20 protein-coding genes and 1 tRNA gene are annotated in these 19,563 nt (G+C 61.2%); all 21 read right to left on the bottom strand.

Annotation, left to right across the window (positions count from 1 at the left end):
• Window positions 1–96: 96 nt before the first annotated feature.
• The 21 genes from R2676_RS00080 to R2676_RS00180 all read right to left on the bottom strand — a co-directional run bounded on the left by R2676_RS00080 (window position 97) and on the right by R2676_RS00180 (window position 19,514).
• A complete protein-coding gene (locus R2676_RS00080; RefSeq protein ID WP_206275171.1) occupies window positions 97–708 on the bottom strand; it encodes an NUDIX domain-containing protein in 612 nt (203 codons plus the stop codon).
• Between the two features lie 44 nt (window positions 709–752).
• Complete coding sequence (locus tag R2676_RS00085) at window positions 753–1,067, bottom strand: DUF2818 family protein (protein ID WP_027681039.1); 315 nt, start codon at window positions 1,065–1,067, stop codon at window positions 753–755.
• Between the two features lie 13 nt (window positions 1,068–1,080).
• Window positions 1,081–2,556 (bottom strand): NADH-quinone oxidoreductase subunit NuoN, encoded by a 1,476-nt coding sequence (gene nuoN / locus R2676_RS00090; RefSeq protein ID WP_102066404.1) that lies wholly within the window; start codon window positions 2,554–2,556, stop codon window positions 1,081–1,083.
• A gap of 16 nt (window positions 2,557–2,572) precedes the next feature.
• Window positions 2,573–4,039: an NADH-quinone oxidoreductase subunit M gene (locus tag R2676_RS00095; RefSeq protein WP_024975298.1), complete on the bottom strand. Its 1,467-nt coding sequence runs from the start codon at window positions 4,037–4,039 to the stop codon at window positions 2,573–2,575.
• A 12-nt stretch (window positions 4,040–4,051) separates the two neighbouring features.
• The gene (gene nuoL / locus R2676_RS00100) at window positions 4,052–6,112 is read right to left on the bottom strand and encodes an NADH-quinone oxidoreductase subunit L (RefSeq protein WP_206275170.1); all 2,061 of its coding nucleotides are present in this window, start codon (window positions 6,110–6,112) and stop codon (window positions 4,052–4,054) included.
• Between the two features lie 29 nt (window positions 6,113–6,141).
• Window positions 6,142–6,453: an NADH-quinone oxidoreductase subunit NuoK gene (nuoK, locus tag R2676_RS00105; RefSeq protein WP_004630788.1), complete on the bottom strand. Its 312-nt coding sequence runs from the start codon at window positions 6,451–6,453 to the stop codon at window positions 6,142–6,144.
• A gap of 17 nt (window positions 6,454–6,470) precedes the next feature.
• Window positions 6,471–7,103, bottom strand: coding sequence for an NADH-quinone oxidoreductase subunit J (locus R2676_RS00110; RefSeq protein WP_102066406.1), 633 nt, complete (start codon window positions 7,101–7,103; stop codon window positions 6,471–6,473).
• A gap of 152 nt (window positions 7,104–7,255) precedes the next feature.
• On the bottom strand, window positions 7,256–7,747 hold the full coding sequence (gene nuoI, locus R2676_RS00115) for an NADH-quinone oxidoreductase subunit NuoI (RefSeq protein WP_003261939.1): 492 nt from the start codon (window positions 7,745–7,747) through the stop codon (window positions 7,256–7,258).
• Between the two features lie 20 nt (window positions 7,748–7,767).
• Entirely contained in the window at window positions 7,768–8,832 is a 1,065-nt protein-coding gene (nuoH, locus tag R2676_RS00120; protein ID WP_009241059.1) for an NADH-quinone oxidoreductase subunit NuoH, read from the bottom strand.
• Between the two features lie 8 nt (window positions 8,833–8,840).
• Window positions 8,841–11,192, bottom strand: a complete 2,352-nt coding sequence (gene nuoG / locus R2676_RS00125) for an NADH-quinone oxidoreductase subunit NuoG (protein WP_206275169.1) — start codon at window positions 11,190–11,192, stop codon at window positions 8,841–8,843.
• Window positions 11,193–11,204: 12 nt separating this feature from the next.
• A complete protein-coding gene (nuoF, locus tag R2676_RS00130) occupies window positions 11,205–12,500 on the bottom strand; it encodes an NADH-quinone oxidoreductase subunit NuoF (protein ID WP_009241061.1) in 1,296 nt (431 codons plus the stop codon).
• Window positions 12,501–13,004 (bottom strand): NADH-quinone oxidoreductase subunit NuoE, encoded by a 504-nt coding sequence (nuoE, locus tag R2676_RS00135; protein ID WP_004630801.1) that lies wholly within the window; start codon window positions 13,002–13,004, stop codon window positions 12,501–12,503.
• 115 nt (window positions 13,005–13,119) lie between these two features.
• Window positions 13,120–14,373 (bottom strand): NADH-quinone oxidoreductase subunit D, encoded by a 1,254-nt coding sequence (locus R2676_RS00140; RefSeq protein WP_178960395.1) that lies wholly within the window; start codon window positions 14,371–14,373, stop codon window positions 13,120–13,122.
• A 13-nt stretch (window positions 14,374–14,386) separates the two neighbouring features.
• Window positions 14,387–14,989, bottom strand: coding sequence for an NADH-quinone oxidoreductase subunit C (locus R2676_RS00145; protein ID WP_206275168.1), 603 nt, complete (start codon window positions 14,987–14,989; stop codon window positions 14,387–14,389).
• A 1-nt stretch (window position 14,990) separates the two neighbouring features.
• Window positions 14,991–15,473 (bottom strand): NuoB/complex I 20 kDa subunit family protein, encoded by a 483-nt coding sequence (locus R2676_RS00150; RefSeq protein ID WP_004630808.1) that lies wholly within the window; start codon window positions 15,471–15,473, stop codon window positions 14,991–14,993.
• Window positions 15,474–15,479: 6 nt separating this feature from the next.
• The gene (locus R2676_RS00155) at window positions 15,480–15,839 is read right to left on the bottom strand and encodes an NADH-quinone oxidoreductase subunit A (RefSeq protein WP_004630810.1); all 360 of its coding nucleotides are present in this window, start codon (window positions 15,837–15,839) and stop codon (window positions 15,480–15,482) included.
• A gap of 163 nt (window positions 15,840–16,002) precedes the next feature.
• A tRNA-Leu gene (locus R2676_RS00160) sits at window positions 16,003–16,087 on the bottom strand.
• A 180-nt stretch (window positions 16,088–16,267) separates the two neighbouring features.
• The gene (gene secG / locus R2676_RS00165) at window positions 16,268–16,630 is read right to left on the bottom strand and encodes a preprotein translocase subunit SecG (RefSeq protein WP_102066409.1); all 363 of its coding nucleotides are present in this window, start codon (window positions 16,628–16,630) and stop codon (window positions 16,268–16,270) included.
• Between the two features lie 61 nt (window positions 16,631–16,691).
• Window positions 16,692–17,438 carry a triose-phosphate isomerase gene (tpiA, locus tag R2676_RS00170; RefSeq protein WP_206275167.1) on the bottom strand — a complete coding sequence of 249 codons (747 nt, stop codon included), beginning with the start codon at window positions 17,436–17,438 and terminating at the stop codon, window positions 16,692–16,694.
• A gap of 79 nt (window positions 17,439–17,517) precedes the next feature.
• A complete protein-coding gene (locus R2676_RS00175) occupies window positions 17,518–18,522 on the bottom strand; it encodes an NAD(P)H-quinone oxidoreductase (protein WP_102066411.1) in 1,005 nt (334 codons plus the stop codon).
• A gap of 38 nt (window positions 18,523–18,560) precedes the next feature.
• Window positions 18,561–19,514, bottom strand: coding sequence for an HAD family hydrolase (locus R2676_RS00180; protein WP_206275166.1), 954 nt, complete (start codon window positions 19,512–19,514; stop codon window positions 18,561–18,563).
• Window positions 19,515–19,563 lie beyond the last annotated feature (49 nt).

Genomic DNA, 19,563 nt, shown 5'->3' on the forward strand with positions numbered 1-19,563 from the left:
AAATTTGTGAACGGTCGTGCTAATTTTTTCGCACGACCGTTCGCCATGGTAGCGAAGACAGGAAAATCGTGTGATCAAGCGATGGCAGCAAGCGGCTCAGGCTGCACCTGGGGTCCAGGCTCCGGACAGGATCTTCTCAAGCCAGAACGTGCCGATGATGGTCTTCACGTCCGAAATTTTGCCATCGCGCACCCAATCGATGAGCTGACCAGCCGACGTGATGAAAGTCTCGAGAAATTCGCCTTCATCGAGCATCGCCTCGCCTTGCTTCAGATCCCGGGCAAGATAAATATCGATGAATTCGGTGGAATACGAAATGACCGGATGGATGCGTGTGAGGTAGTCCCAGCGCTCCGCCGTGTAGCCGGTTTCCTCGCGCAATTCGCGCTTGCCGCATGCCAGTGCCCCTTCTTGCGGGTCGAGCTTGCCGGCTGGAAACTCGATCATCACCCTGTCGACTGGATAGCGAAACTGGCGCTCCATGAGCACGGTGCCATCGTCGAACAGCGGAATCATCATCACTGCACCGGGATGAACCAGATATTCGCGGCTGGCATTCCGGCCGTCCGGCAGACGGACGATGTCTTGCTTGAGCGTGAGGAATTTACCCTGGTGCATCAACGCAGAGGCCACCTGCGTCTCGCGCAGGCCGGCATCCGAGTCCTGCGCAGTCTCAGAGGTTTCGTTCGACGGGGTGTGATCGGACATGGCGCTCTCTCATGCCGAGACAGCGGGAACCTGCCCGGCGGGAATTAACGGGAATCGCGGGGATGGCGTACCAGGTACTGCCACGTAAAGCCCGGAAACGCGAACACCAGCATCAGGCATGCGGTGATCGCGTAAAACTGCCAGCCTTGCGCAAACGCATTGCCCTGGCTCGATTCAATACCGAAGCCGATCAGCCCAACCACGACATACATGGCAATCAGCTCGGTGCCGCGCAGCCAGAACGGCTTGCGCGGCCAGCGTGCCGGCACCAGTGCCAGCACGCGTTGGTTGACGAACGGCAGGTTGGCACAGATCAGTGCCAACACGATGACAAACAGGCCGCCCGTCGACGTGCTCATGACGCTTGGCGTATTACGAAGCCAGCGTCAGGCGGATCGCCTGATAGCACACGGCCATCAGGCCGGCCGGGAAGATACCGAGCAACAACACCAGCAAGCCATTGATCGACAGCAGCGAGCGCAGGCCAAAGGTGGCTTCCACAGGGCCTTCGTCAGCCGGCACGTCAAAGTACATGACCTTGATGACGCGCAGGTAGTAGAACGCGCCCACCAGCGAGAACAGCACCGCCACAACGGCCAGCCACGACATGCCCGCATCGACCACGGCGCCCAGGACCGACAGCTTGGCGTAGAAGCCGACCGTCGGCGGCAGGCCCGCCAGCGACATCATGATGAACAGCATCAGCAGCGCGAACCACGGGCTCTTCTTCGACAGGCCTTTCAGGTCCGCGATGTCTTCCGCCTCGTACCCCTTGCGCGACAGCAGCAGGATGACCCCGAACGCGCCCAGTGCGGTCAGCACGTAGGTAATGGCATAGAACATCGACGCGCTGTAGGCCTGCGCCGTCAAATCCGGCTTGCCGGAGCTGACGCCCGATACCAGGCCCAGCAGCAGAAAGCCCATGTGCGAGACGGTCGAATAACCCAGCAGACGCTTGAAGTTGGTCTGCACAACGCCCGTGATATTGCCGATGGCCAGCGACACGACAGCCAGCACGATCAGCATGTTCTGCCAGTCGAATGCCAGCGGCAGCAGGCCTTCGACCAGAATACGCAGCGTCATTGCGAAGGCGGCCACCTTCGGCGCACCGGCAATCAGCAGCGTCACCGCCGTCGGCGAGCCTTGGTACACATCGGGCACCCACATGTGGAACGGCGCCACACCAAGCTTGAAGCCCAGGCCGGCAACAATGAACACCACGCCGAACACGAGGATCGTCTTGTTGATCTCGCCGTTCTTGATGGCGTCAAACACCTTGCCCAGCTCCAGCGAGCCGGTCGCACCGTACAACATCGACATGCCGTACAGCAGCAGGCCAGATGCCAGCGCGCCCAGGATGAAATACTTCATGGCCGATTCGGACGACACGTTCGAACGGCGACGCAGCGCTACCAGCGTGTACGACGCCAGCGACAACAGTTCCAGGCCCAGATAGAGCACGAGGAAGTTGTTGCCGGTGATCATCACCACCTGACCGCCCAGTGTGAACAGGGCGAACATGTAGAACTCACCCGCGTACATGTCACGGTCGGCCAGATAGCGGCGCGTGTACACCAGCGTGGCGAACAGCGTCAGCGCACAGAACGACGCCAGCACGTTGGCCATCGGATCGATCACGGCCATGTTGCCGAAGACGTAGTGCGTCTCACCGTTCGCCGCGTTCAGGGCGAACCACACCGCCAGCACCAGCGTAATCACCAGCGAAACCGGATAGGCCACGCTGCTTCGTTTCTGGCCGCGTGCCAAGTCAATCCAGTTGACGGCACCAATGCCCAGCGCGAGAAAAACGATTGGGGCAAAAGCCGCAATAGAGGAGGACGATTGCATAGTTTCTTCTCGCTGCTTACAGCTTCGACTGAGCCACGTGGGTCAGCAGATTGACCACGGACGCATGCATGACATCGGTGAAGGGCTTCGGATACAGGCCCATGTACAGGGTGGCGATCGCGAGCACGCCCAGCATGAAGAACTCGCGGCAATTCAGGTCCTTCAGCTCGGCCACATGCTTGTGGGTCACATCACCGAAGATCACGCGCTTGACCATCCACAGCGAATACGCTGCGCCAAAGATCAGCGCCGTGGCGGCCAGCAGGCCAATCCAGAAGTTGAACTTCACGGAACCCAGGATCACCATGAACTCGCCGACGAAACCCGAGGTTGCCGGCAGGCCGCAGTTGGCCATCGCAAAGAAGACCGACAGCGCCGCGAACTTCGGCATCGTGTTCACCACACCGCCGTAATCGGCAATCTGACGCGAATGCACGCGGTCATACAACACGCCAATGCACAGGAACATTGCGCCTGAGATGAAGCCGTGCGAGATCATCTGGACGATACCGCCCTCCACACCGATCTCGTTGAAGATGAAGAAGCCCAGCGTGACGAAGCCCATGTGCGCGATCGACGAATACGCGACCAGCTTCTTCATGTCGGCCTGCACCAGCGCCACCAGACCGATGTAGATCACGGCAACCAGCGAGATCGCGATGATGAATGCGGACAGGCTGTGGCTGGCATCCGGCGCGATCGGCAGCGAGAACCGCAGGAAACCGTAGGCGCCCAGCTTCAGCATGATGGCAGCCAGCACCACCGAACCACCAGTCGGCGCTTCCACGTGCGCATCCGGCAGCCAGGTGTGCACCGGCCACATCGGCACCTTCACGGCAAAGGCCATGAAGAACGCCAGGAAGATCAGGATCTGCTCGTTCATCGAAAGCTTGACCTGATGCCACTGCAGGATTTCGAACGTGCCGCTGTGGAAGTACAGGTACAGCAGAGCAACCAGCGTCAGCAAAGAGCCCAGCAGCGTGTAGAGGAAGAACTTGAATGCTGCGTAGACGCGGTTCGGGCCGCCCCACACGCCGATGATGATGTACATCGGGATCAGCGTGGCTTCGAAGAACACGTAGAACAGCAGACCGTCGAGCGACGCAAACACACCGATCATCAGACCCGACAGGATCAGGAACGCGGCCATGTACTGCGCCACGCGCTCGGTAATGACTTCCCAGGCAGCGATGACCACGATGACGGTGATGAACGCAGTCAGCACCACGAACCACATCGAAATGCCGTCGACACCCAGGTAGTAGCTGATGTGGAAGCGCTCGATCCACGACGACTTCTCGACGAACTGCATCGCAGCCGTCGTCTTGTCGAAACGTGTGATCAGCGGCAACGTCATCACAAAGCTGATCAGCGAGCCAATCAGCGACATCCAGCGGACATAACCGGGATTGCGGTCTGAGCCCGAGGCCAGCACCAGCACGCCGAAGAAGATCGGCAGCCAGATCGCAAAAGACAGAACCATTTTTGTAATCCCTTATTTGCCTGCCAGGAACACGAAATACGTCAGCAGCCCAACCGTGCCGATGATCATCGCGAACGCATAGTCATAGATGAAGCCGGACTGGAGCAGGCGCACGACCGTCGCGAACCAGCCCACCAGACGCGCGCTGCCGTTCACGACAACACCGTCGATCACACCTTGATCGCCGCCCTTCCACAGGCCTCGGCCAAACTTGACCGCACCGTTGGCAAAGACGATCTCGTTGATCTTGTCCATGTAGTACTTGTTGTCCAGCAGCTTGTAGACGCCGGAGAAGCGCTTGGCGATCGCCGCCGGAATATCCGGGCGCTTCAAGTAGAAGAACCACGACAGCACGACACCCGACACCAGCAGAATGAACGGTGCCGATGTAAAGCCGTGCAGCGCCATCGCCACCCAGCCGTGGAAGTCTTCGGCGAGGACCTTCATGGCTTCATGGTTTTCGCTGTTGAAGATGACTTCCGAGAACACCACACCGTGCTTGAAGAACTCGCCGAACAACATCGGCTGGATCGCCATTGCACCGATGATGACCGACGGAATTGCCAGCAGCACCAGCGGCACCGTCACAACCCACGGAGACTCGTGCGGCTTCTGGCCCGGGGCCAACCCATGATGATGGTCGTGGTCGCCCTCTTCCTCTTCATGGTGGTCGTCGTGGTGGGCGTGGGCCTTGCCAAAACGCTCTTCACCGTGGAACACCAGGAAGTACATGCGGAACGAGTAGAACGCGGTCACGAACACGCCCGCCAGCACGGCCCAGTAGGCGAAGCCCGCGCCGGGCAGATGCGATTCACGCACCGCTTCAATGATCGAGTCCTTCGAATAGAAGCCCGAGAAGAACGGCGTGCCGATCAGCGCCAGCGAACCCACCAGCGACGTCAACCACGTAATCGGCATGTACTTGCGCAGGCCGCCCATGTTGCGCATGTCCTGATCGTGGTGCATGCCGATGATGACCGAGCCGGCACCCAGGAACAGCAGCGCCTTAAAAAAGGCGTGCGTCATCAGGTGGAACACGGCCACTTGGTAGGCCGATGCACCCAGCGCAACGGTCATGTAGCCCAGCTGAGACAGCGTGGAGTACGCCACCACACGCTTGATGTCGGTCTGGATGATGCCCAGGAAGCCCATGAACAGCGCGGTGATGGCGCCGATGATCAGCACGAACGACAGCGCGGTGTCCGACAGCTCGAACAGCGGCGACATGCGTGCGACCATGAAGATGCCGGCCGTCACCATGGTGGCCGCGTGAATCAGTGCGGAAATGGGGGTCGGGCCTTCCATGGAGTCCGGCAGCCACACATGCAGCGGAAACTGTGCGGACTTACCCATCGCGCCGATGAACAGGCAGATGCAGGCGACCGTCAGCATGTGCCAGTCGGTGCCCGGGAAGCCGATCGTGGCCAGATTGTCGCGGGCGGCGAACACGTCGGCGTAGCTCAGGCTACCGCTGTATGCCAGCAGCAGGCCGATACCGAGCACGAAGCCGAAGTCACCCACCCGGTTGACCAGGAACGCCTTCATGTTGGCGTAGATGGCCGTCGGACGCTTGAACCAGAAGCCGATCAACAGGTAAGACACCAGACCCACGGCTTCCCAGCCGAAGAACAGCTGCAGGAAGTTGTTGCTCATCACGAGCATCAACATCGAGAAGGTGAACAGCGAGATGTACGCGAAGAAACGGTTGTAGCCGTCGTCTTCCGCCATATAGCCGATGGTGTAGATGTGCACCATCAAGGAGACGAAGGTCACCACGCACATCATCATCGCCGTGAGCGAATCGATGAGGAAGCCGACTTCCATCTTCAGCGACCCCACCGTCATCCATTCGTAGACGGTGCCGTTGTAACCGGCGCCGTTGATGACGTCGGACAGCGTCAGCGCCGACAGAATGAAGGCGATCGCAACACCGAGGATGGTGACGCTGTGGGATGCCGTACGGCCGATCTTCTCGCCAAAGAACTTGGTGCCGAACAGCCCGGCGATCGCCGCGCCGGCCAGCGGCGCGAGCGGGATCGCCAGCAGCAGGTTGGGATTGAGCGTGGTAGCCATGGAACGCTTCTTATAGGTGGATGCGGAGGTCAGCCCTTGAGGCTGTCCAGATCGTCGACGTTGATGGTGTCCAGATTACGGAACAGCACCACCAGGATGGCGAGACCGATCGCGGATTCCGCCGCGGCCACCGTCAGGATGAAAAACACGAACACCTGCCCCGCCAGATCCCCCAGGTAATGGGAGAACGCGACGAAGTTCAGGTTGACCGCCAAGAGCATCAGTTCGATCGCCATCAGCAGCACGATGACGTTCTTGCGGTTCAGGAAGATGCCGACGATGCTGATGGCAAACAGCACCGCGCCGAGCACGAGGTAATGGGCAAGGGATAGCGAAGACATATGGGTTCTCCCGGGGCTCAGCTCTTGGATTCAGCCGAAGCTGCGCCAGCCGACTTTTCCGCCGGCATCGAGACCAGACGCACGCGGTCCTTGCGCTTCACGCGGATTTGCTCGGACACGTTCTGGGCCTTGGTGTCCTTGCGGCGGCGTGCGGTCAGCGCCACGGCCGCGACAATCGCGAGCAGCAGCACCGCGCCGGCCACTTCAAAGGCATAGATGTAATCGGTGTAGATCAGCTTCCCGAGCGCCTGCGTGTTCGGGCCGGTAAAGCCCTTCGGCAACTCCTGCACGGGCTGCACGCGGCCCATGAAGGTCTTAGTCAGCACCACAGCCATTTCCAGGATGATGACGACGCCCACGAAGGCTGCCATCGGCACGTAGGTCCAGAAATCGCGTCGCAGGTGTTCGATGTCGATATCGATCATCATCACCACGAACAGGAACAGCACCATCACTGCCCCAACGTAGACCAGTACCAGCGTGATGGCGAGGAATTCCGCCTTGAGCAGCATCCAGATCGCCGCCGCAGTAAAGAACGAGAGCACGAGGAAAAGCGCCGCGTGCACCGGGTTCTTCGCGGTGATGACCTTCAGCGCTGCGAGCACCAGCACGAGCGCGAAACAATAGAAGATGATCGTCGTGATTTCCATGATCCTGGCACGGGCCGTTTTGCGGCACGCGCTTGTCCAAAGCCGCGGTGGCATGACGCCACCGCAACTGGTTGGCTCTCGAAGAGCCGTTGTCCAACCGGGATGTCAACTGCAACGCCCGCCAACTCCGGCTGCACGGCGGACGTCTTGAGTCAGCGGTACTTTGCGTCGGCCGCCTTGTTGGCCGCAATTTCCGGCTCGAAGCGATCACCCACGGCCAGCAGCATGTCCTTGGTGAAATACAGATCGCCGCGCTTTTCACCGTGGTATTCCAGGATGTGCGTCTCGACGATGGCGTCCACCGGGCAAGCCTCTTCACAGAAGCCGCAGAAAATGCACTTGGTCAGGTCGATGTCATAGCGCGTGGTGCGACGGGTGCCGTCGTCGCGCTGATCCGACTCGATCGTAATGGCCAGGGCCGGGCAAACGGCTTCGCACAGCTTGCACGCAATGCAGCGCTCTTCGCCGTTCGGATAGCGACGCAGCGCATGCAGACCGCGAAAGCGCGGCGACAGCGGCGTCTTCTCTTCCGGAAAGAGAACAGTGATCTTGCGCGCAAACAGGTAGCGCCCGGTCAGCGCCAGCCCCTTGAAGAGTTCCTTCAGGAGCAGGCTGTTAAAGAATTCCTTGATGGCAAGCAACATGGTGCCTTCCTATTGTCCCGTTACTTCCAGATGTTCCACGGCGACACCAACCAGATGGCGACGACGACAAGCCAGCCCACAGTGAGCGGAATGAAGATCTTCCAGCCCAGACGCATGATCTGGTCATAGCGATAACGCGGGAACGATGCGCGCAACCAGATGAAGACCGACAGCAGCAGGAAAACCTTGATCAGCAGCCAGAAGAAGCCCGGAATCCAGTTGAGGACCGGTGCGTCGATCGGCGAAGCCCAGCCGCCCAGGAACAGGGTCGCCGTCAGCGCCGAGATCACGATCATGTTGATGTACTCGGCCAGGAAGAACAGCGCGAACGCCATGCCCGAGTACTCGATCATGTGGCCGGCCACGATTTCGGATTCGCCTTCCACCACATCGAACGGGTGGCGGTTCGTTTCAGCCACACCCGAGATGAAGTAGACGCCGAACATCGGCAGCAGCGGCAGCCAGTTCCAAGACAGGATGTTGATACCGTGACCTGCAAAGAAACCGCGGTTCTGCGAGTTAACGATGTCCGACAGGTTCAGGCTGCCCGTCACCATCAGCACCGTCACGAGCGCGAAGCCCATCGCGATTTCGTACGAAATCATCTGTGCCGAGGCACGCATCGCACCGAGGAACGCGTACTTCGAGTTCGAAGCCCAGCCCGCCAGAATCACGCCGTACACGCCGACCGAACTGATCGCCATCACGTACAGCAGGCCGGCGTTGATGTTCGACACCATCGCCTCGGCCTGGAACGGAATCACCGCCCAGATCGCGACGGCGGGCATCAGCACCATCAGCGGCGCGATGATGTACATGCCACGGCTGACCGCGCTCGGCACCATGACTTCCTTGAGCAGCAGCTTCAGCACGTCGGCAATCGGCTGCAGCAGGCCCATCGGGCCCACGCGATTCGGGCCCAGACGCACGTGCATCCAGCCGATAAGTTTGCGCTCCCACAGGATCAGGTAAGCCACGCACAGCAGCAGCGGCAGAATGATGCAGACCGCACGGACCAGCGTCCAGATCAGCGGCCACCACCCACCGAAGGTGGCGGTACCGAAAGAAGTAATCGACTCGATCATGTTGACCCTTACACCGTAGCCGCCAGCGCGGACGATTCAACCTTCTCAACGCTTACCGCACCGAACATGGCACCCAGCTGCGCCGAGGCCTCGGTCGCGGCGGGCACACGGATCACACCGGAAGCCAGCGACTTGTCCAGCACAGCCGGCAGCACCACACTGGTCTGCCCTTGCGTCACGCGCACGGCATCACCATTGGCCAGGCCCAGCTGTGCATAGAGATCTGCCGGCACGCCAGCACGCACTGCGGCGCGTGCTGCAGCCGTCAGTTGCAGGGAGCCCGCACGACGCACGATCGGGTCGGCGTGGTAGATCGGCACATCGGCCAGACGTTCGATGCCTGCCGCAGCGGCAGCAGGCGCGGCGGTCTGTGCGGTCGTCGCGTTCGACAAACGCTCGCTGACGGGCTCTGCCAGCACCTCGTCGCGCACCACTTCCGAGCTGTCGTATTCAAACCCCGAGACGTTCAGCAGGTTGCCCAGCACGCGCAGAACTTTCCACGCCGGACGCGAATCGCCCAGGCCGCGCACAACGCCGTTGAAGCTTTGCGGCAAACCTTCGCAGTTGATGAACGTGCCCGACGTTTCCGTGAACGGAGCCGTCGGCAGCAGCACGTCCGCGTACTCAAGGGCGGCGCGGGAAGCAAACGGGGCGAGCACGATCACGGTGTCAGCCTGGTCCAGTGCAGCACGGGCTTGCACGGGGTTCGCGGTATCGAATTCCGGCTCAGCGCCCAGCAGCACGTAAGCGCGACGCGGTTGCGCCAGCATGGCGGCGGCGTCCAGACCATTGCCTTGCGGCAACGCACCGGCAATGTAGCCGCCCACGGTGTTGGCCGCTTCCGTCAGGAAGCCCAGCGTCGCGCCGGTCTGCTGCGCCACCCACTGGGCCAGCGCATGCAGTTGCGAGAACTGCGGATGCGCCACAGCAGCGTTCCCGAGGAACACAGCCTTACGCTCTCCCGACGCAAGGCTCGCAGCGATGCGTTTGGCAACCTCACCGGCTTCGATACCATCGGTGCCACCCGGGCGGGCAACGTTGTTGGCAGCCGCCACCGCCACCGCTACTTGCGACAGCAGCGACAGCCATTGCGACGGCGCGCCCAGCAAATGCGTTGCAGGCATCAGCAAATCTTCGCCACCTGCGCCGATCACGCTCAGTTGCGCGCCCTTCTTGCCTGCCTGACGCAGACGCGCGGCCAGCAGCGGGTGATCCTTGCGAAGGAAAGAGCCTACGACCAGCGTACGCTGCAGCAGCGACACGTCGGCGATTGGCATGCCGAGCCACGGAGCACCCGCCGGCTTGACCGAGAAATCGGACTGACGCAGACGGAAGTCGACGTTGTCGCTGCCAATGCCGCGCACCAGTTTTTGAAACAGGAACAGCTCTTCCAGCGTGCTGTGCGGGCTGGCCAATGCACCAATCTGCTCAGCGCCGTGATCACGCTTGATTTCGTTCAAGCCGTTGGCCACGTATTCCAGCGCGGTGGTCCAGTCGACCGCCTTCCACTGACCGCCTTGCTTGAGCATCGGCTGGGTCAGACGGTCGTCGCTGTTCACGCCTTCATAGGCGAAACGGTCCTTATCGGACAGCCAGCATTCGTTGATGGCTTCGTTGTCGAGCGGCAGAACGCGCATCACGCGCTGATTCTTCGTCTGGACGATCACGTTGGCGCCCAGGCCATCGTGCGGCGACACCGACTTGCGGCGTGCCAGTTCCCACGTACGGGCCGAATAGCGGAACGGCTTGCTGGTCAGCGCGCCAACGGGGCACAGGTCGATCATGTTGCCCGACAACTCGGAGTCAACAGTCTGACCGACGAACGTCGTGATCTCGGAATGCTCGCCGCGGTTGAGCATGCCCAGTTCCATCACGCCGGCAATTTCCTGGCCGAAACGGACGCAGCGTGTGCAGTGAATGCAGCGCGTCATCTCTTCCATGGAGATCAGCGGGCCCACATTCTTGTGGAACACCACACGCTTCTCTTCCTGGTAGCGCGATTCAGACTTGCCGTAGCCCACGGCCAAGTCCTGCAACTGGCACTCGCCGCCCTGGTCACAGATCGGGCAATCCAGCGGGTGGTTGATCAGCAGGAACTCCATCACGGACTTCTGCGCCTTCACTGCCTTCTCGGAATTTGTGAAGACCTTCATGCCCGCGGTGACGGGCGTGGCGCAGGCCGGCAGCGCCTTGGGCGCCTTCTCGACCTCGACCAGGCACATCCGGCAGTTGGCCGCGACCGACAGTTTGCGGTGATAGCAAAAGTGAGGAATGTAGGTGCCCGTCTGGCGGGCCGCCTCCATCACCAGGCTGCCTTCGGCAACCTCGACCTTCTTGCCATCAATTTCGATTTCAACCATGTTCTGCCACGCTTAAAGGTAGGTGGGCACCATGCACTGCTTGTGTTCGACGTGATACGCGAACTCATCCCAGTAGTGCTTGAGCATGCCGCGGACCGGCATCGCAGCGGCATCGCCGAGTGCGCAGATGGTCCGGCCCATGATGTTTTCGGCCACGTTGTTCAGCAGGTCCAGGTCTTCCTGGCGGCCCTTGCCGTGCTCGATGCGATCGACGACGCGGTACAACCAGCCGGTGCCTTCACGGCACGGCGTGCACTGGCCGCACGACTCTTCGTAATAGAAATACGACAGGCGCAGCAGCGACTTCACCATGCAGCGCGTTTCGTCCATCACGATGACGGCGCCCGAACCCAGCATCGAGCCCGCCTTGGCGATCGAGTCGTAGTCCATGTCGGAGGCCATCATCAGATCAGCCGGCACCACCGGCGCCGACGATCCACCCGGGATGACCGCCTTCAGCTTCTTGCCACCGCGCATGCCGCCCGCAAGCTCCAGCAGCTTGGAGAACGGGGTGCCGAGCGGAATCTCGTAGTTGCCCGGACGCTCCACGTCGCCGGACACAGAGAAGATCTTCGAGCCGCCGTTGTTCGGCTTGCCCATCTTCAGGTAGTTATCCGGACCGATGGCCAGCAGGAACGGCACCGCGGCAAAGGTTTCGGTGTTGTTGATGGTGGTCGGCTTGCCGTACAGGCCAAAGCTCGCGGGGAACGGCGGCTTGAACCGCGGCTGGCCCTTCTTGCCTTCCAGCGACTCGAGCAGTGCGGTCTCTTCACCGCAGATGTACGCGCCATAACCATGGTGCGCATGCAGCTGGAAGTTGAAGCCGGACCCCAGGATGTTGTCACCGAGGAAGCCCGCAGCGCGCGCCTCTTCCAGTGCCTGTTCGAAGATCTTGTATTCGTTCCAGATCTCGCCGTGGATGTAGTTGTAGCCCACGGTGATGCCCATCGCGTAGCCGCCGATGGCCATGCCTTCGATCAGCGCGTGCGGGTTGTACCGGATGATGTCGCGATCCTTGAACGTGCCCGGCTCGCCTTCGTCCGTGTTGCAAACGAGATACTTCTGGCCCGGAAACTGACGCGGCATGAAGCTCCACTTCAGGCCCGTGGGGAAGCCTGCACCGCCACGGCCGCGGAGGCCAGAGGCCTTCACGTCGGCAATGACCTGCTCGGGGGTGATCTTCTCAGTGAGGATGCGTTTCAGCTGCTGATAGCCGCCACGCTTGACGTAATCTTCGAGGTGCCAGTTGTCGCCGTTCAGACCGGCGAGAATCAACGGCTGGATATGTCGATCGTGCAGGGAGGTCATTTACTTGCCTGCTCCGTTGGTCGGCGCCTTCGACTGGAGGTCGGCGATCAGCGCGTCGAGCTTCTCGTTGCTCATGAAGCTGCACATGTGGGTGTTGTTGACGATCATGACCGGTGCATCACCGCACGCGCCCATGCATTCGCCTTCCTTCAGCGTGAAGTTGCCGTCGGCGGTGGTCTCGTTGAAACCGATGCCCAGCTTCTTCTTCAGGTAGTCGGCAGCACGTTCGCCGCCCGACAGCGCGCACGGCAAGTTCGTGCACACCGACAGTTTGAATCGGCCAACCGGCTTGGTGTCGTACATGTTGTAGAACGTCGCCACTTCCTCGACCCACACCGGCGGCATTTCGAGGTACTCGGCCACGAACTGCATGACTTCGGGCGAGACCCAGCCTTTCTCGCTCTGCGCGACCGCCAGCGCCGCCATCACGGCGGACTGCTTCTGGTCGGCGGGATATTTCGCGACCGCCCGGTCGATTTCCTTGAGAGCTTCTGCTGATAGCATGTTCGTTGCGATTGGTGCGGGACGCGGGGCGTATTACCTGACTGCCTTACCCCGGCGTGCGTCCTCGTTTCACAGCCGCGCTTGCCTGCGCGTCAAACCGTTGTTTCCTGCGGGTTCAGCGATCGATCTCGCCAAACACGATGTCCTGCGTACCGATGATCGTGACGGCATCGGCAATCATGTGACCCTTCGCCATTTCGTCGAGCGCGGCCAGATGAACGAAACCCGGTGCGCGGATCTTCAGACGGTACGGCTTGTTGGCGCCGTCGGAGATGGCATAGATGCCGAACTCGCCCTTCGGGTGCTCAACGGCGGCATACGCCTCGCCTTCTGGCACATGCATACCTTCGGTGAAGAGCTTGAAGTGGTGAATCAGCTCTTCCATGTTGGTCTTCATGTCCACGCGCGACGGCGGCGCCACCTTGTGGTTATCGGTGATCACCGGGCCCGGGTTCTTGCGCAGCCACTCAATGCACTGACGGATGATGCGATTGCTCTGGCGCATTTCTTCCACGCGCACCAGATAACGGTCGTAGCAATCGCCGTTCACGCCGACCGGGATATCGAAATCGATGCGGTCGTAAACCTCGTACGGCTGCTTCTTGCGCACATCCCATTCGATGCCCGAACCGCGCAGCATCGCGCCGGAGAAGCCCTTGTTCAGTGCGCGCTCCGGGCTCACCACGCCGATGCCAACCAGGCGCTGCTTCCAAATCCGGTTGTCCGTCAGCAGCGTTTCGTATTCGTCAACGTACTTCGGGAAGCGGTTGGTGAAGTCTTCAATGAAATCCAGCAGCGAGCCCGAACGCGCTTCGTTCAGGGCGGCCAAGGCTTTCTCATTGCGCACCTTGGATGCCTTGTATTGCGGCATCGTGTCGGGCAGGTCGCGATACACGCCGCCCGGACGGTAGTAGGCCGCGTGCATGCGCGCGCCCGACACCGCCTCGTACATGTCGAACAGATCCTCGCGCTCGCGGAAGGCGTACAGGAACACCGCCATGGCACCCACGTCCAGCGCGTGCGAACCGATCCACATCAGGTGGTTCATGATCCGCGTGATCTCGTCGAACATGACGCGGATGTACTGGGCGCGCAGCGGCACCTCGAGACCCAGCAGGCGCTCGATTGCCATCACGTAGGCGTGCTCGTTGACCATCATCGACACGTAGTCGAGACGGTCCATGTACGGCACGCTTTGAATCCAGGTCTTCTGTTCGGCGAGCTTTTCCGTCGCGCGATGCAGCAGACCGATGTGCGGGTCGGCACGTTGAATGACTTCGCCGTCCAGCTCAAGCACAAGGCGCAGCACGCCGTGCGCGGCCGGGTGTTGCGGACCGAAGTTCAGGGTGTAGTTCTTGATATCTGCCATGATCGGGCGCCCTTCAGTGCTTCAGACCACCGTATTGATCTTCACGGATCACACGCGGCGTAATCTCGCGCGGCTCGATGGTTACCGGCTGGTAGACCACGCGGCGCTGCACCGGGTCGTAACGCATTTCCACGTAACCAGACACGGGGAAGTCCTTGCGGAACGGATGGCCAATGAAGCCGTAGTCGGTCAGGATGCGGCGCAGGTCCGGATGGCCTTCGAACACCAAGCCATAGAGGTCAAACGCTTCACGCTCATACCAGTCAGCGGAATTCCAGATCGTGGTCACGGACGGCACCACGGGCAGATCGTCGTCCGGCGCGAACACGCGTACGCGGACACGCCAGTTGTGCGTGATCGACAGCAAATGCACCACAGCGGCAAAACGGGGGCCGTTCCAGGCACCGTCGCCGTAGTCGGCATAATCGACGCCACACAGGTCGATCAGTTGCTCGAATTTGAGCGCGACATCGTCGCGCAGGGTGTGCATGACGTCGTAGTAATCGGCAGCCTTCACTACGAGAGTGAGTTCGCCGATCGACTCGGTCAGGCTTTGAACGCGATTACCCAGCGCCTTTTCCAGCGCGGCCTTCAGGGTGGCAAGCTTCTCGGTCATGTCAGGCCTTGCGCGCGATGGTGTTGGTGCGGCGGATCTTGGCCTGCAACTGGATGATGCCGTAGATCAGCGCTTCGGCCGTCGGCGGGCAGCCGGGCACGTACACGTCGACCGGCACGATGCGATCACAGCCGCGAACGACAGAATACGAGTAGTGGTAGTAGCCGCCGCCGTTCGCGCACGAGCCCATCGAGATGACCCAGCGAGGCTCGGCCATCTGGTCGTACACCTTGCGCAGCGCCGGCGCCATCTTGTTGCACAGCGTGCCGGCCACGATCATCACGTCAGACTGACGCGGTGACGGGCGAAACACGACGCCGAAACGGTCCAGGTCGTAACGCGACGCGCCAGCGTGCATCATTTCCACGGCACAGCATGCCAGACCGAACGTCATCGGCCACAGGGACCCAGTACGGGTCCAGTTGATCAGCTTGTCAGCGGTTGTCGTGACAAAGCCTTCGTTGAGTACGCCTTCGATCGCCATTTCACATCACTCCCAATCGAGCGCGCCTTTTTTCCAGATGTAGACGAAGCCCACGAGAAACTCGAGAAGAAACACGCCCATCGCGAAGAACCCCGGCCAGCCGATCTCACGCAGCGCCACGCCCCAAGGGAAGAGGAACGCGGTCTCCAGATCGAACAGGATGAACAGGATGGCGATGAGGTAATAGCGCACGTCGAACTTCATGCGCGCGTCTTCGAATGCTTCGAAGCCGCACTCGTACGGCGAGAGCTTGTCAGGATCGGGATTGTTCGGACCGAGGACTCGGCCGATGGTCATCAGAGCAAGGCCAAGGCCAACACCGACAACGATGAACAACAGTACGGGGAAATAGGCTTCGAGGTTCAAGGGACGCCCGCCTTTTTGAATGGTTGCAACAGCACTGCCCGCAGGCGGCGCCTTGTCGCCCCATCGAAGGCGCCGGGTCCGCAGCCTTACGACGCCTCGACTGCGCATCGTCTTGCGGAGGGGCCTGCGCGGAACATCCCGTGGAACAGACCCCGAATTTGATTGGTGCCGACGGCGAGACTCGAACTCGCACAGCTTTCGCCACTACCCCCTCAAGATAGCGTGTCTACCAATTTCACCACGTCGGCTGGGGGAAGAAACTCTATCAGGAACCCGGTTGAGACTTAGCGCCCCTGCCCGTTTTCCGTATTGTTTCAAGCCTTGCATTCTACCGCAAAGCGAAGCTTTTGTTCAATGCACAAAGAAAAATCTTATGCTTCGCGGCGCGCTGAAAAACCCAGACAGTACGCCGCGATCGTTACATCAAATTACTTGGGCACGGCCGGCGAGGAAGCTGCACCCGGAGCAGCGGCGGGAGCCGAGGCTGCCGGCGCCGATGCCGTCGACGTAACAGGTGCGACCGAACCCATCACACCCGCAGACACGCTGCCCTTGCTGGTGCCGATCAGCGTCAGCGCCAGCGTGGCAATGAAGAACACCGTAGCCAGCACGGCCGTCGTACGCGACAGGAAGTTGGCCGAGCCCGTGGCACCAAACAAGCTACCCGAGGCCCCCGAGCCAAACGCCGCCCCGACGTCGGCGCCCTTGCCGTGCTGCAGCAGCACCAAACCAATCACGCCGAGCGCGCTCAGAATTTGCGCCACCAGCAGCAGAGTCTTCAGAATTGCCATTTCGTTTCTCTCAATATTATGTTGCAGCCGCACATGGGGACATGGCGACCCGATTCGTCGTTTATGCGCGACCGATCGCCAGGAAATCTTCCGCCTTCAGCGATGCGCCGCCGATCAGGCCGCCGTCGATGTCCGCCATAGCAAACAATTCGCCGGCATTGTCGGGCTTGACGCTGCCGCCATACAGAATCGCCAGGCGCTGCGCCACACCAGCGTCACGGGCAGCAACGCGCGCCCGCAGGAACGCGTGCACAGCTTGCGCCTGCTCGCTCGTGGCGGTTTTGCCGGTGCCGATGGCCCAAACCGGCTCGTAGGCCACGACGATACGGCCCAGCTGCTCCACCGACAGCGCCTCCAGCACCGCATCCAGCTGCCGACCGACCACTTGCTCGGTCTCACCTGCTTCGCGTTGCGCCAGCGTTTCGCCTACGCAGACGATCGGGGTGATGCCGTGTTCCAGCGCGCGCAGGGCCTTGGTCGCCACTTGCGCATCGGTTTCGCCGTGGTACGAGCGGCGCTCCGAGTGGCCAACGATCACGTAGCCGCAACCAAATTCCGACAGCATCGAGGCCGCCACTTCGCCCGTAAAGGCGCCGCGCGCTTCAGCGGACACGTCCTGCGCGCCCCAGGCCACCGCAGAACCGGTGAGCAGCGACTGGCACTGCGCCAGGTACGGGAACGGCGCACACACTGCCAGCGCGGCGCCGGTTTTGCCTGCGGCCTTGATCTGTTCAAGCAGCGCGGCGTTCGTGCTCAGGCTGCCATGCAGCTTCCAGTTGCCCACCACCAGCTTCGGTCTTGCGTTCACGTTTTGCCCGGTCGACTGTCAAATAAACCCGGCATTCTACCGCGGCGGCAAAAACAGGGTCAATTTTGGCGTCTTAGCGTCAATCCCAAACCAACATGATCTTGCCGATATGCGCGCTCGATTCCATCAAGGCATGCGCCTGCGCCGCCTGTGCGGCCGGCATGACCTCGTGCACGACCGGCTTGATACGCCCCGACGACAGCAACGGCCAGACGGTTTCATACAGATTGGCGGCGATGGCCGCCTTGAATGCAACCGGACGCGGGCGCAGCGTCGAGCCCGTCAGCGTGATGCGTCGACGCAGGATGTCGCCGAGCGGCACCTCGGCCTTGGCACCGCCCAACAGCGCAATCAAGACGATGCGGCCGTCGTCGGCGGTGCAGGCGATTTCGCGCGCGACATAGCTGCCGCCGACCATGTCGAGCACCACGTCAGCGCCGCGTCCCGTTTCGGCCTTGACGATTTCGACGAAATCTTCGGTCTTGTAATTGATGGCGCGCGTGGCACCCAGTTCGACGCAGGCGGCGCACTTGTCGGCGCTCCCCGCCGTTGCGAAAACGCGGTGGCCCAATGCGGAGGCGATCTGAATAGCCGTCGTGCCGATGCCGCTGGAGCCGCCTTGCACGAGCAATGTTTCATCGGCACCGTGCGCGCCCTGCCCCAGCAAGCCGCGATCGAACACGTTCGACCAAACGGTGAAGTAGTTCTCCGGCAACGCAGCCGCTTCGACATCGGACAGGCCAGCCGGCACAGGCAGCACTTGACCCAGAGGCGCGGTGCAAAACTCCGCGTAGCCGCCGCCTTGCACCAGTGCGCAGACGCGATCGCCCACCTTCAGGCCGTAGCGATTGTCAGCATGCGCCAGATCGCCACTGACGATCTCGCCGGCAACTTCCAGCCCCGGAATATCCGAGGCGCCGGGCGGCACCGGATAGTTGCCCGTACGCTGAAATACATCCGGCCGGTTCACGCCGGCAGCGCGCACGCGGATCAGCACCTCGCCGGCCTTGGCTTCCGGCATCGGCCGCTCGCCAAGCTGCAAGACTTCGGGGCCACCGTATTGCGTGATTTCAATCGCTTTCATGGGAATCGGATCAATGAGGTTAAGACGCAGGGCGTGAGTTACGAGACGCTACGCTTGGGCTCGACAAAGTGCTGCGGAATGCCGCGGGTGGTCTCGCGCATGATTTCTTGTTTGCCGTGGACGATGCCGTCGGCGATCTTGCCGATATGCAATTTGAGCCACATCTCCGTCGGCGAGCCAGCGCGATAGTCGGCCGGGCCGAGCATGTCGACGCGGTCATCCGCACGCAAGTTGTCGGCCTGTTCGAATGAGCGAGGGCTCTCAGGGTTGTAGACCGCATAGGTGCGGCCACCGCCCTTGCGGGCAACCGAAAACGCGGGAATATCGCTCGGCCCATCCGCCACGTAGATCATGTTGGCGAAGGGCACGCGGCGCTCGTCCTCGGCAATCGACGAATTCACGCTCACCGCTTCCGGGTGCTTGTTGACGCCCTTGTTGATCTCGAACAGCGCCCGCGTCTTGGTGGTGTTGTCGATGGCGTAGATGACTTCCGAGATGACCGGCCGCCCGTTTGCGCTCGACTCGGGCGCCTCGAGGAATTCACAGCCCCATACGCCGTCGATGTATGGGGCGATGGGCGAACCTTTGATCATCTCTGTCAGGCCTGTGCTGACAATGTAGTGCTCGAGCTTGATGTCGAACGCCTGGTACGCCGCGTTGTCGCGCACCCACGCTTTGCTGCGTTCGAAAAAATTGGTCACGCCGGGAAAGAATTCGAGTTCAGCGCCCAGCTCGCGCAGCGTGGCATTGTCGAGGCCGCCCATGCGTCCGTCGCGCACATGACGCAGCAGCACGTTGAGGTAGAACGTTTCCTGGTTGACCTTCTGGCCGCGCGATTCGATTTCGCGCGCGCCAGCAGCCACTTCGTCCCAGAAACCCTGCTCGGCGATATTGAAACGGTCGAACAACGGCACTTGCATGTAGCGCGGGATCAGCGTCTTGTCGAAATCCCAGACGATGGCGATGCGGTTTTGCTCGAACAGACGGCTCATGATGGGGCGCGAAGAGACAACGGGAGGGAACTCGCGACGCAGTGTAAAC

It is taken from the genome of Ralstonia flatus (assembly GCF_958439105.1).
GTDB classification, from domain to species: domain Bacteria; phylum Pseudomonadota; class Gammaproteobacteria; order Burkholderiales; family Burkholderiaceae; genus Ralstonia; species Ralstonia flatus.

Excerpts from the sequence above, each read along its gene's own strand:
- R2676_RS00080 (WP_206275171.1), bottom strand. The coding sequence starts at position 708 with ATGTCCGATCACACCCCGTCGAACGAAACCTCTGAGACTGCGCAGGAC.
- R2676_RS00085 (WP_027681039.1), bottom strand. The coding sequence starts at position 1,067 with ATGAGCACGTCGACGGGCGGCCTGTTTGTCATCGTGTTGGCACTGATC.
- nuoN (WP_102066404.1), bottom strand. The coding sequence starts at position 2,556 with ATGCAATCGTCCTCCTCTATTGCGGCTTTTGCCCCAATCGTTTTTCTC.
- R2676_RS00095 (WP_024975298.1), bottom strand. The coding sequence starts at position 4,039 with ATGGTTCTGTCTTTTGCGATCTGGCTGCCGATCTTCTTCGGCGTGCTG.
- nuoL (WP_206275170.1), bottom strand. The coding sequence starts at position 6,112 with ATGGCTACCACGCTCAATCCCAACCTGCTGCTGGCGATCCCGCTCGCG.
- nuoK (WP_004630788.1), bottom strand. The coding sequence starts at position 6,453 with ATGTCTTCGCTATCCCTTGCCCATTACCTCGTGCTCGGCGCGGTGCTG.
- R2676_RS00110 (WP_102066406.1), bottom strand. The coding sequence starts at position 7,103 with ATGGAAATCACGACGATCATCTTCTATTGTTTCGCGCTCGTGCTGGTG.
- nuoI (WP_003261939.1), bottom strand. The coding sequence starts at position 7,747 with ATGTTGCTTGCCATCAAGGAATTCTTTAACAGCCTGCTCCTGAAGGAA.
- nuoH (WP_009241059.1), bottom strand. The coding sequence starts at position 8,832 with ATGATCGAGTCGATTACTTCTTTCGGTACCGCCACCTTCGGTGGGTGG.
- nuoG (WP_206275169.1), bottom strand. The coding sequence starts at position 11,192 with ATGGTTGAAATCGAAATTGATGGCAAGAAGGTCGAGGTTGCCGAAGGC.
- nuoF (WP_009241061.1), bottom strand. The coding sequence starts at position 12,500 with ATGACCTCCCTGCACGATCGACATATCCAGCCGTTGATTCTCGCCGGT.
- nuoE (WP_004630801.1), bottom strand. The coding sequence starts at position 13,004 with ATGCTATCAGCAGAAGCTCTCAAGGAAATCGACCGGGCGGTCGCGAAA.
- R2676_RS00140 (WP_178960395.1), bottom strand. The coding sequence starts at position 14,373 with ATGGCAGATATCAAGAACTACACCCTGAACTTCGGTCCGCAACACCCG.
- R2676_RS00145 (WP_206275168.1), bottom strand. The coding sequence starts at position 14,989 with ATGACCGAGAAGCTTGCCACCCTGAAGGCCGCGCTGGAAAAGGCGCTG.
- R2676_RS00150 (WP_004630808.1), bottom strand. The coding sequence starts at position 15,473 with ATGGCGATCGAAGGCGTACTCAACGAAGGCTTTGTCACGACAACCGCT.
- secG (WP_102066409.1), bottom strand. The coding sequence starts at position 16,630 with ATGGCAATTCTGAAGACTCTGCTGCTGGTGGCGCAAATTCTGAGCGCG.
- R2676_RS00175 (WP_102066411.1), bottom strand. The coding sequence starts at position 18,522 with ATGAAAGCGATTGAAATCACGCAATACGGTGGCCCCGAAGTCTTGCAG.
- R2676_RS00180 (WP_206275166.1), bottom strand. The coding sequence starts at position 19,514 with ATGAGCCGTCTGTTCGAGCAAAACCGCATCGCCATCGTCTGGGATTTC.